This is a genomic window from Nocardioides sp. (assembly GCF_036267815.1).
In the GTDB taxonomy this organism is placed as follows: domain Bacteria; phylum Actinomycetota; class Actinomycetes; order Propionibacteriales; family Nocardioidaceae; genus Nocardioides.
Window position 1 is genome coordinate 1 of sequence record NZ_DATAVI010000054.1, and the last position, 19,509, is coordinate 19,509.

Genomic DNA, 19,509 nt, shown 5'->3' on the forward strand with positions numbered 1-19,509 from the left:
GCTCCAGCTCGACACCAAGCTCGACGGCATCCCCGCCGAGGTGCTGGCCGCGGCTCTCACGCAGGCCCGCGACGCCCGCCACACGATCCTCGAGGTCATGGGCGAGGCGATCGACGGTCCCGAGGAGATGTCGGTCCACGCTCCGCGGATCATCAGCATCAAGGTGCCCGTCGACAAGATCGGCGAGGTCATCGGCCCCAAGGGCAAGGTGATCAACCAGATCCAGGACGACACCGGCGCGAGCCTGTCGATCGAGGACGACGGCACGGTCTACATCGGTGCCAGCAACGGCGAGGCGGCCGAGGCCGCGCGCGCCGCGGTGAACGCGATCGCCAACCCGACGATGCCCGAGGTCGGCGAGCGCTACCTCGGCACGGTCGTGAAGACGACGAACTTCGGTGCGTTCGTCTCGCTGCTGCCGGGCAAGGACGGCCTGCTGCACATCACCAAGCTCCGCGCGCTGGTGGGCGGCCGACGCGTCGAGAACGTCGACGACGTCGTCTCGGTCGGCCAGAAGATCCAGGTCGAGATCGGCGAGATCGACGACCGCGGCAAGCTGTCGCTCGTCCCGGTCGTCGAGGACGACGGGGCCGGCGCGGGCGCCGACGACTCCGCGGCGGAGTCGAGCGAAGCCGCGGACGCCGAGTGACCTTCCAGGCAACCGCGACGACCGGCCGGCAGCCCGCTGCCGGCCGGTCGCCGGTTACCCGGCCCGCAGGAAGCACGCGCACCCTGCTGCGCGAGGACGGCGGAGTCATCCGGCGTACGACGCTGCCCAGCGGGCTGCGCATCATCACCGAGCAGGTCCCCGGACAGCGCTCGGCGGCGATCGGCGTGTGGGTCGGCGTCGGGTCTCGCGACGAGTCGCCGGCGCTGCACGGCTGCTCGCACTTCCTGGAGCACCTGCTCTTCAAGGGCACTGCCGACCGGTCCGCCCTGGACATCTCGGTGGAGCTGGACGCCGTGGGAGGTGAGTTCAACGCCTTCACCGCCAAGGAGTACACCTGCTTCCACGCGCGGGTGCTCGACGAGGACCTCCCGCTCGCGGTCGACGTCCTCGGAGACATGATCACGGCCTCGCTGCTCACCGCCGACGACGTCGACGCCGAGCGCGACGTCATCCTCGACGAGATCGCTATGCACGACGACGACCCCGACGACGTCGCCCACAACCTCTTCGCCGCCCAGGCCTGGGGCGACTCGCCCCTGGGCCGTCCGATCGCCGGCACCGTCGCCTCCATCGAGGCGATGACCCGCGACCAGATCCGGCGGTTCTACCAGCGTCACTACCGCCCCGAGCGGATGGTCGTGTCGGTCGCGGGCAACGTCGACCACACGCAGGTCGTCCGTCTCGTGCGGGCGGCCTTCTCCCGGCGAGACTTCCTCGCCGGCCGGGCCGAGCCGGTCGCCAAGCGCCAGACCGCCCGGCCTCGCAAGGTCACCACGGGGCTCGCCGAGGCCACGCGTCACTTCGAGCAGGTCAACGTCGTGCTGGGCGTGCAGGGCCTGACCAGGTCCGACCCGCGGCGCTTCGCGCTCGGCGTGCTGAACGCCGCGCTGGGCGGGGGCACCTCGAGCCGGCTGTTCCAGGAGGTCCGCGAGAAGCGCGGCCTGGCCTACTCGGTCTTCTCCTTCGCCAGCCAGCACGTCGACGCCGGCCTGGTGGGGGTCTCGGTGGGCTGCCTGCCCACCAAGCTCCAGCAGGTGCTGGACGTCGTCCGCGCCGAGCTCGGCAAGATCGGTCAGGACGGCATCGACGCCGATGAGCTCGCTCGCGGCAAGGGCCAGCTCAAGGGTGGTCTGGTGCTCGGACTCGAGGACTCCGCCTCCCGGATGACCCGCCTGGGCAAGTCCGAGCTGGTCGACGACGAGCTGCTCAGCATCGACGAGGTGCTCACCCGGATCGAGGGCGTGACGCTGGACGACGTGCGCAGGCTCGCCGCCGACCTGTTCTCGCAGCCCGAGGTGCTCGCGATCGTCGGACCCGCCTGAGACCTCTCAGCCCGCGGTGACGTGGACGATCCCGTAGAAGCCGGGCTCCGACATCGGACCGTCGAGGGTCCACAGCACCTTCTGCGCACCGAGGTCGTCGGGCACGTGGACGCGCATCGCGAAGGTGACCGGCGTCTGCGCCGGCAGGGTCGGGCGGAAGTCGCTCATCGTCCCGTCGGAGCGGGGCACGCTGGCGTAGTACGGCACCTGGGCGCAGTTGAGCCGACGGGTGATGCCGTGGGTCCCGAAGCCGATCGAGTAGTTCGGGCACGGGTGCAGGCTCACCCGCGCGCTCGACTCCAAGGTGACGGTGAAGGTCAGCACGTCGCCGGGATGGAGCGTCCCGCCGATCTTCCCGGTGGCGAAGATGCCGTCGTACGGCGTGACCAGACGGCCGTCGACCCGGTGTCCGACCTTGGCGTGGCCACGACGGCTCGCCCGGAAGGGGACGACCTCGTCGGCAACGCGGGTGCCGTGCGTGACCGGCGTGCTGGAGGGGCGCTCAGAGGGGGCGTCGTTGCTGCCGAGCGTCACCCGGACCAGGGCGACGGTGCCGCCGCCGACGACCAGCGTCACGGCCGCGGCGACGGCGACCGGCTGCCAGCGCGGGCGTCGCCGGACGGATCCGGGCAGCCGATCCACCGGAACCGCGGGAGGCGCAGGCTGCTCCGCCCGCCAACGGCGCCCCGCGGCGGCGAGCCGGCGGTCCATCTGCTCGTCCAGCTGCTCGTCCATGAGGTCATCCATCGTCGTCTCCCACCAGTTCGCGGAGTCGGGCCCGGGCCTGGAACAAGGTCGCCTTGACCGTGCCGGGCGCACAGCCCATCACCTCGGCGACGGCGGCGACGTCCAGGCCCACGAAATAGTGCAGGTCGACCGCCTGACGCTGCCGGCGGCTGAGCCCGTCGACCGCGCGCTCGAGGTCGAGGTCGCGACCGCTCGGCTCGGCGACGCCGTGGTCGACCAGCTCGACGAGCACCGCCGCCGGTCTCCGGGTCCGGTGGCGTCGGCACCGGTCGGCGAGGATCGCGACCAGCCATCCTGCCGGAGTTCCGCGACTCTCGTCGTAGGTCGACCACCGCTGCCAGGCACGGATGAGCGCCTCCTGCACCACGTCGTCGCGGTCGTCGGCTGCCACCTGCCGGGCGGCGTACCTCGCCAGGATGGGCAGGGAGGGCTCGACCCAGTGCGCGAAGTCCGTCGGCGTACCGCCCTCGGCCATGTCCCGCCCTTTCGGAGAACAGGGTCTCCACAGGGTGCTACGCCGTCAACGCGGGTTCGGGTTTAGTCCAGCCCCAGATCCTTCGCCCGCCGAGCGCCCCCGTCGGTCGAGCCGGTCGAGACCACCCCCGTCGGTCACGGCTCGACGGTGACCTTGATGGCCTCGCCGTTGGCGACGATGTCGAACGCCGAGAGGACGTCGTCGAGGGGGATGTGGCGCGTGATCAGGTCCTTGACCGGGACCTGGCCGGTGGAGATGTACGCCAGCGCCCGCTTGTTGTGCTCGGGCGCCGAGCCGTTGGCGCCGTGGATGTGCAGCTGGCGGTAGTGCACGAGGTTGGAGTCGCAGGTGATCGTCGGGTTGGTCTTCGGCAGCCCGCCGAAGAACGAGATCCGCCCGTTGCGGGCAGCCATCGAGATCGCCTGCTCCTGGGTGATGTTCGCGGCCGTGGCCGTGATGACGATGTCGGCCCCACGGCCACCGGTCAGCTCCATCACCCGGCCCACCACGTCGACCTGGGAGCCGTCGATGGTCTCCTCGGGCTTCACCGCGTCGGCCGACATGGCGAGCCGGTCGGCGTTGACGTCGACCAGGTAGACGGGCCCGCACTCGTGGACCCCGCGGGCGATCCGGATGTGCATGCAGCCGATCGGGCCGGCGCCGAAGACCACGACCGTGTCCCCGGGCTCGATGCCCAGCAGCTCCTGGGCGTTGATCGCGCAGGCGAACGGCTCGGCCGCCGAGGCCTCGTCGTACCCCACGTTGTCGGGGATGCGGTTAAGACCGTCGACCTTGAGCACCTGCCGGGGCACGGTCATGTACTCGGCGAACCCGCCGTCGTACTGGTAGCCGACCGAGGTCTGGTTCTGACAGACGGCCATCCAGCCCTTGCGGCACTCGTAGCACTCCCCGCACGGCACGGCGGCGATCACCTGCGCCCGGTCCCCGACCTTCCAGTCCGAGTCGTAGGTCGCGTTGACGTCGGCGCCGACCTCGACGACCTCGCCCGCGATCTCGTGGCCGATCGTGCGCGGGGGAGTGAGGTTCTGGTGACCGTTGTGCAGGATCTTCACGTCCGTGCCGCAGGTGGAGCAGTTGCGCACGCGGAGCTTGACCTCGCCGGGACCGCAGTCGGGCTCGGGCACCTCCTCGAGCCGCACGTCCTCGGGGGCGTAGAAGCGCAGAGCCTTCATGGGTCAGGGGTCCTTTCGACGCGGTGATGAGGGGACGGTACCAAAAAACAACACTAACGGGCACAAAAATCGTGCCCGGATACTTGGCAACGTGCCCGTATGTGTTGCAGACTGCGCTCATCGGGGCGTGATGAGCGTCACGTCCCGCTACCGAGAGGAACCCACATGGCCTCCATCGCCATGCCCCCCGCCCGACCGGGGGCACGTGTGCGGGTGCAGCAGTTCGGCACCTTCTTGTCCAACATGGTCCTGCCCAACATCGGCGCCTTCATCGCCTGGGGCCTGATCACGGCGTTCTTCATCCAGACCGGCTGGATCGCGCTGATCGGCCAGCATCTCTTCCACGTCAGCCCGACCACGCACGGCTACGGCTTCGTGTCGGTGCTCGGCGGCTGGCTGAACCCCGACGGCACGCCGATGCACACCAGCGCCGGGATCGTCGGCCCGATGATCACCTACCTGCTGCCGCTGCTGATCGGCTACACCGGCGGCCGGATGACCTACGACAACAACATCCGCGGCGGAGTCGTCGGGGCCATCGCGACGTTCGGCGCCATCGCCGGCGGCAGTGTCCCGATGTTCATGGGCGCCATGGTGATGGGCCCGCTGGGCGGCTGGAGCATGAAGAAGCTCGACGCGCTGTGGTCGCACAAGATCCGACCCGGCTTCGAGATGCTCGTCAACAACTTCTCGGCCGGCATCTGGGGGATGATCCTCGCCCTGGTGGGCTTCGGCGCGGCGGCACGGTTCGTCGACTGGTTCAGCACCATCGCGTCCAACGTGGTGCAGACCCTGGTCAACCACCACCTGCTCCCGCTGACCTCGATCTTCATCGAGCCGGCCAAGATCCTGTTCCTCAACAACGCGGTCAACCACGGCGTGCTCACACCTCTGGGGCTCGACCAGTCCCAGCAGCACGGCAAGTCGGTGCTGTTCCTGCTCGAGGCCAACCCTGGGCCGGGTCTGGGGATCCTGCTGGCCTTCTGGATGTTCGGCAAGGGCGCCGCCAAGGCGTCGGCCCCGGGCGCCATCCTGATCCAGTTCATCGGCGGGATCCACGAGATCTACTTCCCCTACGTCCTGATGAAGCCGCGCCTCGTCCTGGCCTGCATCCTCGGCGGGATGACCGGGGTCGCGACGAACGTGGTGTTCAACTCCGGCCTGCGCTCGCCCGCCTCGCCGGGGTCGATCATCGCCGTCTGGCTGGCCGCTCCTCCGGGAAGCCTGTTCGGTGTGACGCTGTCGGTGATCCTCGCGGCGACCGTGTCGTGCCTGGTCGCGTCGTTCCTGCTCAAGATCGACCGCGACGAGGAGGGCGGGGACCTGATGGCCGCCACCGCGCAGATGGAGACGAACAAGGGCAAGAGGTCCTCGGTCGCGGCGACGCTCACCAGTGCCGGTGCGGCCGGCGTCGTCCGCTCGATCGTCTTCGCCTGCGACGCGGGGATGGGCTCGTCCGCGATGGGCGCGTCCGTGCTGCGCAGGAAGATCAAGGACGCCGGACACGACGGGGTCACGGTCGTCAACAAGGCGATCTCCGACCTCACCGACACCTTCGACCTCGTGGTCAGCCACCAGGACCTCGCAGACCGGGCGGCGCAGCGAACACCGTCGGCGGTGCATGTCGAGGTCGACAACTTCATGGCCAGCCCTCGCTACGACGAGATCGTCGAGCTGATCGGTGAGGCCGGCGCGAACGGGACCGCGACAGCCGCCGGAGCGCATCAGGCGGTCGCGGCGCAGGAGCCCACCGGTTCCGTCCTGGCCCCGAGCTCGATCGTGCTCGGCGGCCGGGCCAGGAGCAGGGACGATGCGATCGACGAGGCGGGCCGGCTGCTGGTCGCCGCCGGCGCCGTCGACGAGAGCTACGTCGCCTCGATGCACGACCGCGAGACCTCGGTGTCGACGTTCATGGGCAACGGCCTGGCGATCCCGCACGGGACGAACGACGCGAAGTCGTCGATCCACCGGACCGCGCTGTCGTTCGTCCGGTACGCCGAGCCGGTGGACTGGAACGGCAAGCCGGCGGAGTTCGTCGTCGGTGTCGCCGGCGCCGGTGACGACCACCTCGCGCTGCTGTCCCGGATCGCCGGGGTCTTCACCGACTCCGCCCAGGTCGAGGCGCTGCGCGCGGCGACGACCCCGGCGGAGGTGACCGCGATCCTGGAGGCCGTCAAGGTCTGACGCCTCGTCCTCGTAGGTCGTCCGCCTCACGCCGGGCTAGGCCCGGGCTGGGGCGGAGGACCCGCGTCGGCCTAGCGCCGGCCGAGGATGGCGACGACGGGTGGGGCCAACTGGTCGACCACCGAGACGCGGAAGCCGCCCTGGGCGAGCGCCGCGGAGGTCTTGCGGACGATGTTGGGCACCAGCTCGGGCTGGGTCGTCTCGTAGTAGAGGTACACCGCGCCGCCGGGCAGGACGCGCTCGTGCAACAGGGCCACCTCGTCGGCGCAGTCGCGGACCCAGAAGAGGTTCACGTTGAAGGCGAACACCTTGTTCAGCCGCTTGACCGGCACGCGGAGGGTCGCCAGGTCGATCTGACGCACCGTGAGACGGCCCGCGTCGACGAACTTCTGGTTGCGTCGACGGGTGCGGTCGACGCCCGACTCGGACCGGTCGATCGCGAAGAGCTTCCCGGTCGTGAGTCGCTGGCAGATCAGCTCGGCGCCGTACCCCGGGCCACAGCCGATCTCCAGGACGTTGTCGCCGGGTTGCGGGTCCATCAGCTCGACGGCCCAGATCATCCGGGGCGGGACCTGCTGGACTGGCATGCGCTCAGCCTGCCAGATCGCGCGGTCGTCGCCGTCGACACACCCTGGTGCCGCGCGCACGAAGTCATGGAACGGTTGCGCGACGCCAGGGCGCGCACCTCGCTGCGTTGGCGTCGCTTGCGGTAGGCCCGGTAGCCCTTCGCGACGCCGCCTTGCGTTGCACGCACCCCGACGCCACGAACCGTCCGAGCATTTCGCGCCCACGTCACTAGAGTCGGCGCGTGACCATCAAGGTGGGCGTGCTGGGGGCCAAGGGCAGGGTCGGGTCCGAGATCTGCCGTGCCGTCGACCGGGCGACCGACCTGAGGCTGGTCGCCGGCATCGGCTCCGACGACGAGGTCGACTCGCTGGCCCTGGCCGACGTCGTGGTCGACTTCACCCGGCCGGACGCCGTCATGGACAACCTGCGGTGGTGCCTCGGCCGCGGTCTGCACTGCGTGGTGGGCACGACCGGCTTCGACGAGGCCCGGCTCGACGAGGTGCGCGGACTGCTGGCCGACGCGCCCGGGGTCGGCGTCGTGGTGGCGCCAAATTTCTCGGTCGGCGCGGCGCTGATGACCCGCTTCGCCGTGATGGCCGCGCCGTTCTACGAGTCCGTGGAGATCGTCGAGCTCCACCATCCGGACAAGGCCGACGCCCCGAGCGGTACGTCGCGACGTACCGCGGAGCTGGTGGCCGCGGCCAGGCGCGAGGCCGGCCTCGAGCCGGTGCCCGATGCCACGGTCACCGCTCTCGAGGGCGCCCGGGGTGCCGACGTGGAGGGGATCCACGTCCACTCGGTCCGTTCGCGGGGTCTGGTCGCCCACCAGGAGGTGCTGCTGGGTGCGGCGGGGGAGACCCTGACGATCCGTCACGACTCCATGGACCGCGCGTCGTTCGTGCCGGGGGTGCTGGTGGCGGTCCACGCCGTCGTCGCGCGACCCGGCCTGACCCTCGGGATCGAGGAGCTGCTCGGCCTCGACTGAGAGCGAGGGTCTGCTGGGCAGGGTTGGGCGGGAGGCAGCGCTACCAGCCGGGGAACACCAGTCGCAGCAGCGCCGCGGTCGCCGCGGCGACGAACACCACGACGAGGAACGGCGCGCGCAGCAGCAGCGCCACGACGGCGGCCCCCAGCCCGGCGGCGCGGGCGTCGAGGGTCAGCCGGGTGCCGTCGGCGAACACCTGGACGGCGACGAGCGCGGCCAGCAGTGCGACCGGGATGAGATCGGCGACGCGCTCGACGAGCGGATGGTCCAGCACCCGGGCCGGAAGCGAGAGGCCGGCGAGCTTGAGCAGGTAGCAGCCCACTGCGGCGGCGAGGATGGCGGTCCAGGTCATCGCCCGGGGAGCTCCGTGCGGTCGGTGGCCGAGCGGGTGAGGATCCCGGCCAGCACCGCGACCCCACCCGCGACCAGCACGGGCACACCGGCGGCGGAGACCGGGACGACCCCGAGGGCCACGGCGGCAGCGCAGACCGCGACCACGCGGTTGCGTCGGTCGCCGAGCCGTGGCCAGAGCAGCGCCAGGAACGCGCCACCGACCGCCGCGTCCAGACCGTAGGTGCGCGGGTCGCCGATCAGGTTGCCGGCCAGGGCGCCGGCCAGGGTGAACAGGTTCCACAGCGCGAAGACCGACAGGCCGGTGGCCACGAAGCCGGTCCTGGCCAGCTCCCTGGTCGGGCGCAGCACCGACATCGCCGTCGACTCGTCGATCACGAGGTGGGCGGCCACCGGCCGACGCCAGCCGCGGAACCCCAGCATCGGCGCGAGCCGCAGGCCGTAGAGCGTGTTGCGGGTGCCCAGCATCAGGGCCGTCAGGGCGCCGGAGAGGGGAGCGCCGCCGGCCGCTGCGACACCGACGAACGCGAACTGGGACGCGCCGGTGAACATGACCAGCGACAGGGCACAGGTCTGGAGGACCGACAGGCCGGCCGCGACCGAGACGGCGCCGAACGACACGCCGTACAGCCCCGTCGCGATGCCGACACCCAGGCTGTCGCGGACGACGGCCCGGCGCTCAGCCGGCGGCGGGTCGCTCGGATCCGGGGCGGGGTCGGGCACGCTCCGACCCTAGTGACAGACCTCTGCTCACCGACGGCGCAGCACGCGGACCGGACGCGGCTCCGGCTCGTGGCTGTGCCCGAGCGCGTACGCCGCGACGAGACCGAGCAGCCCGCCGGCCAGGGCACCGCCGGAGATGGCCATCGGGAGCGGAGTCACGTGGGCGATCCACATGCCGGCCACGACACCGACGCAGAGGCTGATCGCGCCGAGCACGATCCGGTGCAGCATGGGCAGTGGTCCGAACATCGCAGCGCCCCCTCGGGGAGTCGGTGGCCAGTCAGCCGGGCCTCCATGGTGGACCCCGGATCGCCGAAAACCAAGCAGTGTCACCCGCCGGTGCACGCCGGGCTCAGGCCAGCGCGGTGTGCAGCCGGACCTGGCGGACCTGGGTGACCCCGGTGCCGTCCAGGTCGAGGGTCCGGTGGGCGGTGTCCGGTGCCCACCCGGCCTCGGTCAGGAAGCCGCGGAGCTCGTCGTCGTCGGCGACCAGCCAGGTCACCGCTCGGGTGAACCTGTCGGCGGCCAGGGTGTCGACGGCGGCCTGGAGCAGCCGGGAGCCGTGGCCCTTGCCGCGCTCCGGGGCCTCGATCGTCAGCTCCATCAGCTCGCCGTCGCTGACCGGGTCGCAGTCGGGGTCGGCCGCCGGCGTCGTGATCGCGAAGCCGACCACGCGGTTGCGCTCGAGGGCCACCAGGGCACGGTGGCGGGCGTCGACCGGGTTGGCGAGGGCCTGGCGCCACTGCTCGGCGAAGTCGGCCTGCCGGAGCTCGCCGACACCCGGCACCAGCTCGGCGTACGACGTGGACCAGGAGCGTGCCTGGATCGCGGCGATGGCCTCGGCGTCGTCCGCCCAGGCGATCCTGACCGACACGTCGGCGGTGGGTGAGCTCACGGCTGCCATCGTCGCAGCGGTGCCTCAGGAAGGGGAAAACGCGGGAGGACGACGCTGCCCGCCGGGCGCGGCACATCGTGATTGTTACACCGAGTCAGCACTCGTGCGGAAAAGTGTCATAGGGCTGGTAGCCTGGCTCTCGTGTACGGCAACGACTTCGCCGGCGACGCCGAGCGCGACGTGCGGATCCCGACCGAGGCCGACCCCGAGGCCTTCGCGGCGCTCCTGGCCGACGAGGGCCGGATCGAGCCGCGCGACGCGATGCCCGAGGCCTACCGCAGGTCCCTGGTCCGGCAGATCGCGCAGCACGCCCACTCCGAGATCATCGGCATGCAGCCGGAGGGCAACTGGATCAGCCGGGCGCCGAGCCTGCGGCGCAAGGCGATCTTGATGGCGAAGGTGCAGGACGAGGCGGGCCACGGCCTCTACCTCTACGCCGCCGCCGAGACGCTCGGCGTCGACCGGGCCGACCTGATCGACCAGCTGCACTCGGGGCGCCAGAAGTACTCCTCGATCTTCAACTACCCCACGCTGAGCTGGGCCGACGTGGGCGCGATCGGCTGGCTGGTCGACGGCGCGGCCATCACCAACCAGGTGCCCCTGTGCCGCTGCTCCTACGGGCCGTATGCGCGGGCGATGGTGCGCGTGTGCAAGGAGGAGTCGTTCCACCAGCGCCAGGGCTTCGAGATCCTGCACACGCTGTCGCACGGCACGCCCGGGCAGCAGGCGATGGCACAGGACGCCGTCGACCGGTACTGGTGGCCGTCGCTGATGATGTTCGGCCCGCCCGACGACGACTCGCCCAACTCCGCCCAGTCGATGGCCTGGGGCATCAAGCGCTTCAGCAACGACGAGCTCCGCCAGCGGTTCGTCGACATGACCGCGCCCCAGGCCGAGGCGCTCGGGCTCACACTGCCCGACCCCGACCTGCGGTGGAACGGCGAGCGCGGGCACTACGACTACGGCGACATCGACTTCACCGAGCTGTTCGAGGTGATCAAGGGCAACGGCCCGTGCAACGCCGACCGGATGGCCCACAAGCGCGGAGCGCACGAGGCCGGTGCCTGGGTGCGCGAGGCGGCCGATGCCTACGCCGAGAAGCAGGCACGCCGTACCTCCGGAGCGGCATGAGCGCCCGCGACACTGCGACTGGCTCGGTACGACGCTGGCCGCTCTGGGAGGTCTTCGTGCGTGCCCGGCGGGGGCTGTCGCACGTCCACGCCGGGTCGCTGCACGCGCCGGACGCCGAGATGGCGCTGCGCAATGCCCGCGACCTCTACACCAGGCGCGGCGAGGGGGTGTCGATCTGGGTGGTCCGGGCCGCCGACATCGAGGCGTCCACGCCCGACGAGCGAGACCCCTTCTTCGACCCGGCGGCCGACAAGATCTACCGCCACCCGACGTTCTACGACGTGCCGGAGGGGGTCGAGCACCTCTAGTGGACTCCTCCCTCTTCGACTACGCCCTCGGCCTCGGCGACGACGCGCTGGTGTCCGCCCAGCGGATGGGCTGGTGGATCAGCCGCGCCCCCGAGCTCGAGGAGGACGTCGCGCTGGCCAACATCGGACTCGACCAGCTCGGGCAGGCCCGGTCGCTGCTGGGCTACGCCGGTGAGGTCGAGGGCCGCGGACGCACCGAGGACGACCTGGCCTACCTGCGCGACGACCGCGAGTTTCGCAACGTGAAGCTGGTCGAGCGCCCGATGTCGGACTTCGGCGTGGCGATGGCCCGGCTGCTCGTCCTCTCGGCCTACCAGCTGCACCTCTACCGAGCGCTGTCCACCTGCGACGACGCACTGCTGAGCGCGGTGGCCGCGAAGGCCGTCAAGGAGGTCGCCTACCACCTCGACCACGCCGGCCAGTGGGTGCTCCGGCTGGGGGACGGCACCGAGGAGTCACACCGCAGGATGCAGGCCGCCCTCGACGCGGAGTGGCCCTACGTCGAGGAGCTCTTCGGCCCGCTCGACCCCGCCCTGGCCGGGCAGGTCGCCGACCCGGCGCAGCTGCGCGAGCCCGTGCTCGACGACGTACGGCGAGTGGTCGCGGCGGCGACGCTGGCCGTGCCCGACGTCGCGCCAGCCGTGGGCGGCGGCCGCGGCGGACAGCACACCGAGCACCTCGGGCACCTCCTCGCCGACATGCAGCACCTGCACCGATCACACCCGGGAGCGACCTGGTGACCCCGACCCGGACGATGCCCACCGCGCACGACCTGGCCGCCGCCGTGCTGGATCCCGAGCTGCCGATGGTGACCATCGAGGACCTCGGGATCCTGCGCGACGTGACCGAGGACGACCAGGGGCGCGTGCACGTCACGATCACGCCGACGTACTCCGGGTGTCCGGCGATGGAGACCATCCGCCAGGACCTCGTCGAGTCGCTGACCCTGGCCGGCTATCTCCGGGTCGACGTCGAGTTCGCGCTCAGCCCGGCGTGGACCACCGACGACCTGACCGACGAGGGACGCGCCAAGCTTGCCGAGGCCGGCGTCGCGCCTCCCGGACCGGCAGGAGCGCCTGGCGGACCGGTGCAGCTCACGCTGTCGGTGCGCTGCCCCCAGTGCGGCAGCCTCGACACCGTCGAGTCGAGCAGGTTCGGCTCGACGGCGTGCAAGAGCCTGTGGGTCTGTCGCTCGTGCCGCGAGCCCTTCGACCACTTCAAGGCGCTCTGAGGGATGTCCAAGCCGCAGTTCCACCCCTTGCGGGTGGCGGCCGTCGAGCCGCTGACCGACGACGCGGTCGCGATCTCGTTCGCGGTGCCGCCCGAGCTCGCCGACGACTTCCGGTTCGTGCACGGCCAGCACCTCACGATCCGCGGCGACGACGGGGAGCGCCGTAGCTTCTCGATCTGCACGACGCCGACGGCGCGACGGCTGACGATCGGGGTCAAGAAGCTGCCCGGGGGTGCCTTCTCGCACGGCGTGGTCGACACCCTGAGCGTCGACGACGAGCTCGACGTGATGACGCCGGCGGGTCGGTTCACCTCGCAGCTCGACCCGGACTCGGCCAAGGTGTACGCCGCGGTCGCGGCCGGCTCGGGCATCACCCCGATCATCTCGATCGTCTCGACGCTGCTCGAGCAGGAGCCGCAGTCGCAGGTGCTGCTGGTCTACGCCAACCGCACCCACCGCACGGTGATGTTCCTGGAGGAGCTGCACGACCTCAAGGACAGGTTTCCGGGCAGGTTCCAGCTGGTGCACGTGCTCTCGCGCGAGCAGCAGGACGTCGAGCTGTTCTCCGGCCGTCTGGACGCCGAGCGCCTGCGCCGGATCCTGACCGCCCTGCTCCCCGCGGAGAACGTCGACGAGTGGTTCCTGTGCGGGCCCCAGCAGATGGTGGTCGACCTGCGCCAGGCGATCCTCGACCTCGGTGTCGAGACGAGCGCCGTCCACACCGAGCTGTTCCACGCCGATCCGGTGCCCCGGGCACCGCTGGACGCCGCCTCGTCGGTCGAGGGCGCCTCGCAGGTCACGATCCGCCTGGACGGGCGAGCCACCGACCTCGTGCTGCGGCCCGACGGGGTCGGTGTCCTGGAGGCTGCCCTGGAGGTGCGCACCGACCTGCCCTTCGCCTGCCGGGGCGGGGTGTGCGGCACCTGCCGGGCCCAGCTGGTCGAGGGCACGGTGGTGATGGACGTCAACTACGCCCTGGAGCCCGAGGAGATCGCCGCGGGCTACGTCCTGACCTGCCAGTCGCACCCGACCTCCGAGCGCGTCGTCCTCGACTACGACGCCTGAGCTCGCTCGCCGGCGCCGTCACCGGTACCGCTCGGGCAGGTGCTGCCCGATCTTGACCTGGGGCTTGGGCTGGCGCAGGAACCGCACCTGCAGCGACCGCATCACGGCGTACATCGTCACGCCCTGCTGTGCGGCCTCGGGGAAGCGCCGGGTCAGCTCGCGACGCAGCTTCCAGCGGAGCCGGAGCGCGTCGACGACCACGACGAGCAGCAGGGCCGGCAGGGCGGCGCTGGAGACGGTCGCCAACGCCGTGCTCCCGACGTAGCCGAAGACCAGGAGCACCACCATCACGGGCAGCATCAGCTCCATCACCGAGAAGCTGTGGTCGACGTAGTCGCGCACGAAGCGGCGGACCTGGCCCTGGTCCCGGGCCGGCAGGTAGCGCTCCTCGCCGGTGCGCATCGCCTCGCGCATCTTGGCGGTCGAGTCGGTGCGCGTCACGCGCCGGGCGGCGGCCCGCTCCTTGCGGGTGCGGGGCACCTTGGCCTTGACCTTGTTGGCGGCTTCCGCGTCGCGTCGCGACGGGGTCGGGCGGCCCTTCTTCTGGGCGGCGGCCGAGCCCTCGGCGGCAGCCTCCGCGGAGGTGTCGGCGAAGGACGACGACTCGGACTTGGTACGACGGAACAAGGCGGCGCTTCCTGGCGTGGAGGTGGTGTGCCCGGTCGGTGCGTGAGCCCGTGCCGGCGGCGAGTGGCAAGCCTACCGTTCGCTCCACCGCGGCTGCCCCGACCTTGACGTCTACCCCTAGGGTGACCTCATGAGCATGTGGCAGCGGATCAGCCTGATCTTCAGGTCCAAGGCGAACAAGGCGCTCGACCGCGCCGAGGACCCGCGCGAGACGCTCGACTACAGCTACCAGCGCCAGCTCGACCTGCTGGCGCAGGTACGCCGCGGGGTCGCCGACGTGGCCACGTCGCGCAAGCGCGTCGAGCTCCAGGTCAACCAGCTCCAGGCGCAGTCCGACAAGCTCCAGGGCCAGGCCGAGCAGGCGATCACGGTCCAGCGCGAGGACCTCGCCCGCGAGGCGTTGACGCGGAAGTCGGGCCTGACCTCGCAGATCGCCGACCTGAAGACGCAGCAGGCACAGCTCCAGGGCGAGGAGGAGAAGCTCACCTTGGCCCAGCAGCGTCTGAGCGCGAAGGTCGAGGCGTTCCGTACCCGCAAGGAGACGATCAAGGCGACGTACACCGCGGCCGAGGCGCAGACGAAGATCAACGAGGCGATGTCCGGCATCGGCGAGGAGATGGGCGACGTCGGGATGGCCATCCAGCGCGCCGAGGACAAGACGGCTCAGATGCAGGCTCGTGCCGGCGCGATCGACGAGCTGATCGCCTCCGGTGCGCTCGACGACGCCAGCTCGGTCAACAACGGCGACGACATCTCCCGTGAGCTCGAGGCGATGAGCTCGCAGACCGAGGTCGAGGCCGAGCTGGCCCGCCTCAAGGGCGGCGGCACGCCGACCGCGATCGAGGGCGGCGCGCCCGCCGGTGGCGCGGCTCTCGAGGGCGGGGCGCAGGCCGAGACCCAGGCCCAGCCGCAGCCCGAGGCTGCGCCGGGCGATGGAGACCGGAAGTGATCGTCCGGATCCTCGGCGAGGGCCAGTTCGTGCTCTCCGACGACGCGGTCAGCTCGCTCAACGAGCTCGACGCGACCGTCGAGTCCGCGATCGAGGCCGGTGACGAGACGGCGTTCCACCAGGCCCTCGCGGCCCTGCTCGACGGCGTGCGCAGCGCCGGTGTCCCGCACGACGCGGAGTCGCTGGACTCCTCCGACCTGATCCTGCCGATGGCCGACGCGAGCCTGGGCGAGGTCAAGGACATGCTCAGCGGAGACGGCCTGATCCCCGGCTGACGCCGGCTCTCCACGCCGCGATCTGCCGGCCCGGCGACGCCGCTTGGTGCCTTCGGCGACAATGGGGCCATGGCTCGCACCCGTTTCGGCTCCGACGTCGGCCTCACCGCTCGCATGACCTCCGTCATGTTCCTGCTCGGTGCCGTGTTCGTGGCCCTGGTCGTCGTGCTGATGTTCGTCCTGCCCGCGGGTTGGACACCGATCATCGGCGTCATCGGACTCGGCATCGCCTGGGGGCAGTGGTACTTCTCCGACACCGTCGCGATGAAGGCCATGCGCGCCCGCGAGGTGACCCCGCAGCAGGCGCCCGAGCTGCACCAGATGGTCGACCGGCTCTGCGCCCTGGCCGACATGCCCAAGCCCCGGGTCGGCGTCGCGGACCTCAAGGTGCCCAACGCGTTCGCCACCGGCCGATCGCCCGAGCGGTCCGTCGTGTGCGTCACCACCGGCATCCTCGGCCTGCTCACCGCCGACGAGATGGAGGCGGTCCTCGCCCACGAGCTCAGCCACGTCGCCCACCGCGACGTGACGGTGATGACGATCGCCTCGACGGCGGGGATCCTGGCCGGCATGCTCAGCCGCGGTGCGCAGTGGGGCGCGTTCTTCGGCGGCGGCCGCCGCGACAACAACAACAACACCGGTGGGCTGCCCATCTGGCTCGTCGTGCTCGTGGTCAGCCTCGTGGTCTATGCCGTCTCGTTCTTCCTGACCCGGCTGCTCTCGCGCTACCGCGAGCTGTGTGCGGACCGGTCGGGTGCCTACCTGACGATGAAGCCTCGCGCACTCGCCTCGGCGCTCCAGAAGATCTCGGGCGGGATGAACGCGATCCCCACCGCTGACCTCCGGGCCTCCAGCGCGATGAACGCCTTCTTCATCGCCCCCGCGATCAAAGGCGTCAGCCTCAGCCAGCTCACCTCCACCCACCCCTCGCTGGAGCAGCGGCTCCAGCAGCTGGCCGCGATCGAGGCGGAGCTCAGCCGGCCGGTCGACGGCACGGCGTCGTGAGCCGTCTCTGGGGAGCCATCACCGGCCGCACGACTCCCAAGCAGGCCAACCTCGACTCGCTCTTCTTGGTGCCTTCGGCATCGGTCACGCTCCAGACGGCGGCGGGGTTCACCGCGACCGGCACCGGGTCGGTGTGCTTCCGCGCACCGGACGGCGCGGCGTACCAGCAGATCCAGGACGAGGTCGTCTCCATGCTGCGCGAGGACGCCGACAAGCCCGACGTCTCGGTGCATCACGACGACCTCGGCTTCACCTGGTTGGTCGTCGACCGGGTCGACGACGACGTCGAAGGACTCTGCACCGACCTGCACGCCATCAACTCCGGGCTGGAGGAGCAGGGCTTCGGCACCGGCCTGCTGTGCTCGCTGGTGCCGTTCCGAGACGGTTCGGGACGCAACGTCGCGCTGGTCTACCTCTACAAGCAGGGCACCTTCTACGCGTTCGCCCCGACCGGCCCGAACGTCCGCGACAACCTGCTGGAGATGCAGGTGCGCGACGCCCTGAAGGACGAGCTCCCCATGGAGCAGGACCTCCAGCGCTGGCTCGCCCTCTGGGGCGCCCCCGGCCTCTGACGCCGAGTCGGCGCATGTGCGCACCGAAATTACGCCGAGCCGGCGCAAGGGCGCACCGAAATCACGCCGAGCCGGCGCAAGGGCGCACCGAAATCACGCCGAGTCGTCATATGCCGACTCGGCGTGGGTCAGATGGGGGTGCCGAGCATGCCGGTCACGCTGCTGAAGGCGGCCTCACATGAGGGCGCCGTGAGCGAGGTACGGCGCGGGCGGGCGCATGTTCCGGAGAGCGAGGAACCCCTCCTGGTGAAGCTCGAGCCTGGCCGCGAGGCCGACGTCGACAGCCCAGGAGTTCTCCGGCGTGACGTGACCGACCATCAGCTCCGACTCGGCCGAGGCGATCGCCTCCCACAGCAGGCTGGTGGCGGTACGACGGTCGGTCGCCGCCAACAGGGCGACGCCCTGGTCGAGATAGGCATACCCCTGCGCCGACCTGGTCTCGCTGACCACGAGCCGCAGCTGCCGCATCAGGATCTCGTGGTCCGGACCGTGCGCCGAGCCGCGGATCTGCCGGTCCACGGAGTTCATCAGGTCGAGGTCGCCCTCGCCGCCCTCGCGCACGTTCTCCAGGACCGGGATCGCCGCGCGGTCGGGTGTGCCCCGCAGGAACATCTGCGGATGGAGGGTGAACCCCGCGTCGTGGTAGCGGCGTAGGGCGCGCGGGTCACTCGAGGCGTTCAGCATGCCTCGCAGACAGCCCCGGCCGTGCTCCAGCGCGGGTGCGAGGAGGGCCTTGCCGAGCCCGAGCCCCTGTGCGTCGGGCAGGACGGCGTACGACGCCAGCAGCCAGAGCTGCTCGCGGACGAAGGACACGACGACCCCGAGCAGCTGGTCGTCGCGCTCGGCGACCCAGCAGCCACCGGGGTCGTGCGAGACCAGGTGCCGGGTGCGCTCCGCCCACATCGCACCGCGCTCCGCCGGGCGGAGCTGAGGCTCGGGCCAGGCTCGCCTGAACATCCTCGTGTCGAGCTCGTGGAACCCGACCGCGGTCACCCGCTCCGCCGCCGGCACGTCGTCGACGGTCATCGGGCGGATCCGGACGTCGCTCACCCGGCCAACCTAGCCAGGCGGCGACCCCTCACAATGGCGCCATGTCGCCCAGGACCTCGGCAGGGGTCTCGCCAGAGTCGGTGGCCTGAGGTGCGCGTGCTGGTCGCCCCGGACAAGTTCGCGGGGACCCTGACCGCAGTGGAGGCCGCGACAGCGATCGCCGACGGCTGGCGGCGACGGGCCCCCGGTGACGAGCTCGACCTGGCCCCGATGGCCGACGGCGGACCCGGCTTCGTCGACGTCCTCCACGAGGCCCTCGGCGGCGAGCTGGCGGCGGTCACGGTCAGGGGTCCGCACGGCGAGAGCGTGCCGGGCACGGTGCTCCGCGTCGGGGCGCGGGCCTTCGTGGAGAGCGCCCAGGCCTGCGGCCTCGCCCTGACCCGCGGCGAGGGGGCTGAGAGCGCGTCGACCTGGGGTGTCGGCGAGCTGGTACTGCACGCGATCGACGCGGGCGCCACCGACATCGTGGTCGGCCTCGGGGGCTCCGGCACCAACGACGGCGGTGCCGGACTTCTCGGTGCGCTCGGGGCACTCGCGGATCGGCCGCTCGACCACGGAGCGGCCGGCCTCACCGGCCTCGGCACGGTCGACCTGACCCCGGCTCGAGCCCGCGTCGCAGGGGTGAGCCTGGCCCTCGCGGCTGACGTCGAGATCCCACTGGCAGGGCTGTTCGGTGCCACCAAGAGCTTCGGTGCCCAGAAGGGCATCGACGAGGAGCGGCTCCCGGTCCTCGACGCGGTCCTGGAGGGCCTCGCGGCCGCGACCGACCGGCGTACGGCGTTGGAGAAGGGCGCCGGTGCGGCCGGCGGACTCGGCTTCGCACTGCTGCTGCTGGGCGCCACCCGACGCCCCGGCTTCGACGTCGTCGCCGAGGCCGTGGACCTCGCCGCTCGCGCGCGCAGAGCCGACCTCGTGCTCACCGGCGAGGGGGCCTTCGACTTCTCGAGCCGCTCGGGCAAGGTCCCCTACGGCGTCGCGTCCGTGGCCGCCGAGGCGCTGCGCCCCTGCGTCGCGCTCGCGGGTCGGGTCCTCGTGGGTGCGCGAGAGATGCGAGCGCTCGGGATCGAGTCGGCCTACTCGCTGGTCGACCTGGTGGGAGAGGAGCGGGCGCTCGGCGACCCCGCCGGTGCGCTGGCGGACGTGGCCTCGAGGGTGGCCCGCACCTGGTCGCGCTGAGCGACACC

The 19,509-nt window shown here is 71.3% G+C and carries 24 protein-coding genes; 14 read left to right on the plus strand and 10 right to left on the minus strand.

All coding sequences use genetic code 11. The annotated features are described in order from the left end of the window. Both VHW64_RS11025 and VHW64_RS11030 read left to right on the plus strand, forming a co-directional pair. The coding region (locus tag VHW64_RS11025) for a S1 RNA-binding domain-containing protein (RefSeq protein ID WP_329650602.1) at nucleotides 1-649 on the plus strand (649 nt) is incomplete at its 5' end. Then, nucleotides 646-1,992 carry a pitrilysin family protein gene (locus VHW64_RS11030; protein ID WP_329650603.1) on the plus strand — a complete coding sequence of 449 codons (1,347 nt, stop codon included), beginning with the start codon at nucleotides 646-648 and terminating at the stop codon, nucleotides 1,990-1,992. The genes VHW64_RS11025 and VHW64_RS11030, both read left to right, overlap by 4 nt. Before the next feature lie 6 nt (nucleotides 1,993-1,998). Here the strand turns inward: VHW64_RS11030 and VHW64_RS11035 are convergent, their stop codons facing one another. The 3 genes from VHW64_RS11035 to VHW64_RS11045 all read right to left on the minus strand — a co-directional run bounded on the left by VHW64_RS11035 (nucleotide 1,999) and on the right by VHW64_RS11045 (nucleotide 4,407). Further along, nucleotides 1,999-2,727: a hypothetical protein gene (locus tag VHW64_RS11035; RefSeq protein WP_329650604.1), complete on the minus strand. Its 729-nt coding sequence runs from the start codon at nucleotides 2,725-2,727 to the stop codon at nucleotides 1,999-2,001. 4 nt (nucleotides 2,728-2,731) lie between these two features. Next, entirely contained in the window at nucleotides 2,732-3,214 is a 483-nt protein-coding gene (locus tag VHW64_RS11040; protein ID WP_329650605.1) for a sigma-70 family RNA polymerase sigma factor, read from the minus strand. Between the two features lie 134 nt (nucleotides 3,215-3,348). Further along, the gene (locus VHW64_RS11045) at nucleotides 3,349-4,407 is read right to left on the minus strand and encodes a zinc-dependent dehydrogenase (protein ID WP_329650606.1); all 1,059 of its coding nucleotides are present in this window, start codon (nucleotides 4,405-4,407) and stop codon (nucleotides 3,349-3,351) included. A 165-nt stretch (nucleotides 4,408-4,572) separates the two neighbouring features. On the opposite strand from VHW64_RS11045, the gene VHW64_RS11050 reads away from it, so the two are divergent. After that, a complete protein-coding gene (locus VHW64_RS11050) occupies nucleotides 4,573-6,591 on the plus strand; it encodes a PTS mannitol transporter subunit IICBA (RefSeq protein ID WP_329650607.1) in 2,019 nt (672 codons plus the stop codon). 71 nt (nucleotides 6,592-6,662) lie between these two features. Here VHW64_RS11050 and VHW64_RS11055 read toward each other — a convergent pair whose 3' ends face one another. Then, the gene (locus VHW64_RS11055) at nucleotides 6,663-7,178 is read right to left on the minus strand and encodes a class I SAM-dependent methyltransferase (protein WP_329650608.1); all 516 of its coding nucleotides are present in this window, start codon (nucleotides 7,176-7,178) and stop codon (nucleotides 6,663-6,665) included. A 227-nt stretch (nucleotides 7,179-7,405) separates the two neighbouring features. Between VHW64_RS11055 and dapB the strand changes: the two genes are divergently transcribed. Then, entirely contained in the window at nucleotides 7,406-8,143 is a 738-nt protein-coding gene (gene dapB, locus VHW64_RS11060; protein ID WP_329650716.1) for a 4-hydroxy-tetrahydrodipicolinate reductase, read from the plus strand. Nucleotides 8,144-8,183: 40 nt separating this feature from the next. Here the strand turns inward: dapB and VHW64_RS11065 are convergent, their stop codons facing one another. From VHW64_RS11065 to VHW64_RS11080, 4 genes are all read right to left on the minus strand, one after another. Next, nucleotides 8,184-8,495 (minus strand): AzlD domain-containing protein, encoded by a 312-nt coding sequence (locus tag VHW64_RS11065; protein WP_329650609.1) that lies wholly within the window; start codon nucleotides 8,493-8,495, stop codon nucleotides 8,184-8,186. Beyond that, a complete protein-coding gene (locus tag VHW64_RS11070; RefSeq protein WP_329650610.1) occupies nucleotides 8,492-9,217 on the minus strand; it encodes an AzlC family ABC transporter permease in 726 nt (241 codons plus the stop codon). Before VHW64_RS11070 ends, VHW64_RS11065 begins: the two co-directional genes overlap by 4 nt. A 27-nt stretch (nucleotides 9,218-9,244) precedes the next feature. Next, the gene (locus VHW64_RS11075; protein ID WP_329650611.1) at nucleotides 9,245-9,466 is read right to left on the minus strand and encodes a hypothetical protein; all 222 of its coding nucleotides are present in this window, start codon (nucleotides 9,464-9,466) and stop codon (nucleotides 9,245-9,247) included. 103 nt (nucleotides 9,467-9,569) lie between these two features. Further along, a complete protein-coding gene (locus tag VHW64_RS11080; protein ID WP_329650612.1) occupies nucleotides 9,570-10,112 on the minus strand; it encodes a GNAT family N-acetyltransferase in 543 nt (180 codons plus the stop codon). A 261-nt stretch (nucleotides 10,113-10,373) separates the two neighbouring features. Between VHW64_RS11080 and paaA the strand changes: the two genes are divergently transcribed. From paaA to paaE, 5 genes are read left to right on the plus strand one after another with little or no spacing between them, the layout of a single operon-like run. Then, on the plus strand, nucleotides 10,374-11,243 hold the full coding sequence (gene paaA / locus VHW64_RS11085; protein ID WP_414690486.1) for a 1,2-phenylacetyl-CoA epoxidase subunit PaaA: 870 nt from the start codon (nucleotides 10,374-10,376) through the stop codon (nucleotides 11,241-11,243). Further along, a complete protein-coding gene (paaB, locus tag VHW64_RS11090; RefSeq protein ID WP_329650614.1) occupies nucleotides 11,240-11,551 on the plus strand; it encodes a 1,2-phenylacetyl-CoA epoxidase subunit PaaB in 312 nt (103 codons plus the stop codon). Before paaA ends, paaB begins: the two co-directional genes overlap by 4 nt. Then, nucleotides 11,551-12,291, plus strand: a complete 741-nt coding sequence (paaC, locus tag VHW64_RS11095; RefSeq protein ID WP_329650615.1) for a 1,2-phenylacetyl-CoA epoxidase subunit PaaC — start codon at nucleotides 11,551-11,553, stop codon at nucleotides 12,289-12,291. The genes paaB and paaC overlap by 1 nt, the downstream gene beginning before the upstream one ends. Then, on the plus strand, nucleotides 12,288-12,782 hold the full coding sequence (paaD, locus tag VHW64_RS11100; protein WP_329650616.1) for a 1,2-phenylacetyl-CoA epoxidase subunit PaaD: 495 nt from the start codon (nucleotides 12,288-12,290) through the stop codon (nucleotides 12,780-12,782). The genes paaC and paaD overlap by 4 nt, the downstream gene beginning before the upstream one ends. A gap of 3 nt (nucleotides 12,783-12,785) precedes the next feature. Next, complete coding sequence (paaE, locus tag VHW64_RS11105; protein ID WP_329650617.1) at nucleotides 12,786-13,847, plus strand: 1,2-phenylacetyl-CoA epoxidase subunit PaaE; 1,062 nt, start codon at nucleotides 12,786-12,788, stop codon at nucleotides 13,845-13,847. An 18-nt stretch (nucleotides 13,848-13,865) separates the two neighbouring features. On the opposite strand, the gene VHW64_RS11110 is transcribed toward paaE, so the two are convergent. Next, nucleotides 13,866-14,474 (minus strand): DUF3043 domain-containing protein, encoded by a 609-nt coding sequence (locus VHW64_RS11110; RefSeq protein WP_329650618.1) that lies wholly within the window; start codon nucleotides 14,472-14,474, stop codon nucleotides 13,866-13,868. A gap of 130 nt (nucleotides 14,475-14,604) precedes the next feature. Between VHW64_RS11110 and VHW64_RS11115 the strand changes: the two genes are divergently transcribed. The 4 genes from VHW64_RS11115 (at nucleotide 14,605) to pspAB (ending at nucleotide 17,275) form a co-directional block, all read left to right on the plus strand. Next, nucleotides 14,605-15,423 carry a PspA/IM30 family protein gene (locus VHW64_RS11115; protein WP_329650619.1) on the plus strand — a complete coding sequence of 273 codons (819 nt, stop codon included), beginning with the start codon at nucleotides 14,605-14,607 and terminating at the stop codon, nucleotides 15,421-15,423. After that, nucleotides 15,420-15,698 carry a PspA-associated protein PspAA gene (pspAA, locus tag VHW64_RS11120; protein ID WP_329650620.1) on the plus strand — a complete coding sequence of 93 codons (279 nt, stop codon included), beginning with the start codon at nucleotides 15,420-15,422 and terminating at the stop codon, nucleotides 15,696-15,698. Before VHW64_RS11115 ends, pspAA begins: the two co-directional genes overlap by 4 nt. Nucleotides 15,699-15,767: 69 nt before the next feature. Further along, a complete protein-coding gene (htpX, locus tag VHW64_RS11125) occupies nucleotides 15,768-16,703 on the plus strand; it encodes a zinc metalloprotease HtpX (protein WP_329650621.1) in 936 nt (311 codons plus the stop codon). Next, nucleotides 16,700-17,275, plus strand: a complete 576-nt coding sequence (gene pspAB, locus VHW64_RS11130; protein WP_329650622.1) for a PspA-associated protein PspAB — start codon at nucleotides 16,700-16,702, stop codon at nucleotides 17,273-17,275. The genes htpX and pspAB overlap by 4 nt, the downstream gene beginning before the upstream one ends. 174 nt (nucleotides 17,276-17,449) lie before the next feature. Here pspAB and VHW64_RS11135 read toward each other — a convergent pair whose 3' ends face one another. Further along, a complete protein-coding gene (locus tag VHW64_RS11135; RefSeq protein ID WP_329650623.1) occupies nucleotides 17,450-18,325 on the minus strand; it encodes a GNAT family N-acetyltransferase in 876 nt (291 codons plus the stop codon). Nucleotides 18,326-18,415: 90 nt separating this feature from the next. Between VHW64_RS11135 and VHW64_RS11140 the strand changes: the two genes are divergently transcribed. Beyond that, the gene (locus VHW64_RS11140; protein ID WP_329650624.1) at nucleotides 18,416-19,501 is read left to right on the plus strand and encodes a glycerate kinase; all 1,086 of its coding nucleotides are present in this window, start codon (nucleotides 18,416-18,418) and stop codon (nucleotides 19,499-19,501) included. Nucleotides 19,502-19,509: the final 8 nt, after the last annotated feature.

What these genes read in the sequence shown, in the direction of transcription:
- VHW64_RS11035 (WP_329650604.1), bottom strand. Translation starts at nt 2,727, where the DNA reads ATGGACGAGCAGCTGGACGAGCAGATGGACCGCCGGCTCGCCGCCGCG.
- VHW64_RS11040 (WP_329650605.1), bottom strand. Translation starts at nt 3,214, where the DNA reads ATGGCCGAGGGCGGTACGCCGACGGACTTCGCGCACTGGGTCGAGCCC.
- VHW64_RS11045 (WP_329650606.1), bottom strand. Translation starts at nt 4,407, where the DNA reads ATGAAGGCTCTGCGCTTCTACGCCCCCGAGGACGTGCGGCTCGAGGAG.
- VHW64_RS11050 (WP_329650607.1), top strand. Translation starts at nt 4,573, where the DNA reads ATGGCCTCCATCGCCATGCCCCCCGCCCGACCGGGGGCACGTGTGCGG.
- VHW64_RS11055 (WP_329650608.1), bottom strand. Translation starts at nt 7,178, where the DNA reads ATGCCAGTCCAGCAGGTCCCGCCCCGGATGATCTGGGCCGTCGAGCTG.
- VHW64_RS11065 (WP_329650609.1), bottom strand. Translation starts at nt 8,495, where the DNA reads ATGACCTGGACCGCCATCCTCGCCGCCGCAGTGGGCTGCTACCTGCTC.
- VHW64_RS11075 (WP_329650611.1), bottom strand. Translation starts at nt 9,466, where the DNA reads ATGTTCGGACCACTGCCCATGCTGCACCGGATCGTGCTCGGCGCGATC.
- paaA (WP_414690486.1), top strand. Translation starts at nt 10,374, where the DNA reads ATGCCCGAGGCCTACCGCAGGTCCCTGGTCCGGCAGATCGCGCAGCAC.
- paaB (WP_329650614.1), top strand. Translation starts at nt 11,240, where the DNA reads ATGAGCGCCCGCGACACTGCGACTGGCTCGGTACGACGCTGGCCGCTC.
- paaE (WP_329650617.1), top strand. Translation starts at nt 12,786, where the DNA reads ATGTCCAAGCCGCAGTTCCACCCCTTGCGGGTGGCGGCCGTCGAGCCG.
- VHW64_RS11115 (WP_329650619.1), top strand. Translation starts at nt 14,605, where the DNA reads ATGAGCATGTGGCAGCGGATCAGCCTGATCTTCAGGTCCAAGGCGAAC.
- htpX (WP_329650621.1), top strand. Translation starts at nt 15,768, where the DNA reads ATGGCTCGCACCCGTTTCGGCTCCGACGTCGGCCTCACCGCTCGCATG.